The organism is Aminicella lysinilytica (assembly GCF_004362975.1).
Classification (GTDB): domain Bacteria; phylum Bacillota; class Clostridia; order Peptostreptococcales; family Anaerovoracaceae; genus Aminicella; species Aminicella lysinilytica.
Genome location: NZ_SNXO01000088.1, coordinates 1 through 1,246, shown reverse-complemented (window position 1 = coordinate 1,246; position 1,246 = coordinate 1). Strand labels below are relative to the sequence as shown.

Genomic DNA, 1,246 nt, shown 5'->3' with positions numbered 1-1,246 from the left:
TGTTCTGGTCAAGCAAAATTGTAATAGGCATGCGCCTTTTATGCGACTTTAGCTGGTGGTAAACCATTGTTAAATGAATGTGGTCTCTTGTTGTTGTACCATCCATATGCATAAGCGTTGACTTTCTGATAGAGCAACTCCTCTGTAGAGAATGTCCTCAGGTTGATCAGCTCGGCTTTTAGAGTATTGTAATAACGCTCCATTGGTGCATTGTCGTATGGACAACCAGGCCGACTCATACTCTGTGTAACTCCATGATTTTTACAGAATTCCGTGAAGCCTTTTGATGTAAACTGACTGCCACGGTCACTATGAAGGATCATTCCGGTTTTTCCATCGCAACGTTCTATTGCTTTTGTGAGTGTATCAATTGCGAGCTGAGCATTGATGTGTCTGCCGTTTACACTGGCAACAACTCTGCGGTCGTATAGATCTATGATCGTACAGTTGTATCGTTTGCTGTGATTGGCCAAAAACAGGTATGTGAAATCAACACACCATTTAGTGTTTCTGGCTTCGGCGGTAAACTCACGATTTATGATATTCTCTGCGATCTCATAGGCCTCAGGTCCCTTGTAATATACATATTTGGACTTTCTCGTAACTGACTTCAATCCAAGTTCTACATTCATGTATTTACGTACAGTTTGTACGCTTAGATCGATTTTTTCATTGTTTATTAACAGGGTCTTCATCATACGATAACCTGGTACTCCGTCGGCATCATGGTATTGTTTCTCAATGACTTTCAGTATAGAAGCTTTGGATTTTTGTTGGGCATTCTTGCGGTGCTTCTTGTAGTTGTAGTAAGCATTTGGATAAACCTTCAAACGTTTTAAGAGCCAGTTTACTCCGTAGCGCTTAGAGTATTTATCAATAAACCTGTATTTGGTTATTTGCTTTCCTTCGCGAAGAATGCCGCTGCTTTTTTTAGGAAGTCATTCTCCTTCTTTAATTCTTCATTTTCTTTCTGAAGTCGATTCATGGTTTCCATATCGGCTATTTGCTTGCTTTCCAGTTCGTGCCGCCTTGCTTCCTTAAGATAGTTGCCTACCAATCTGCCAATTACATATCGCGAACAGCCATATTCGTTAGCCAGGCTTTCATAAGTACGACCATTTTGGATATGTTGCTTAACAATATTTCTCTCAACTTCTGGTTCAAAGTGTGTCATGATGTGCTCCTTTCATAATAACTATATTTTACAAAAGTCACAGACGTATTACAACTATATTGTACCAGCTCA

2 protein-coding genes are annotated in these 1,246 nt (G+C 39.9%); both read right to left on the bottom strand.

Annotated elements, in window-relative coordinates:
- Positions 1-38: 38 nt before the first annotated feature.
- A complete protein-coding gene (locus EV211_RS10610; protein ID WP_243108623.1) occupies positions 39-878 on the bottom strand; it encodes an IS3 family transposase in 840 nt (279 codons plus the stop codon).
- Positions 879-892: 14 nt separating this feature from the next.
- A complete protein-coding gene (locus EV211_RS10605) occupies positions 893-1,174 on the bottom strand; it encodes a transposase (protein WP_133529406.1) in 282 nt (93 codons plus the stop codon).
- Positions 1,175-1,246: the final 72 nt, after the last annotated feature.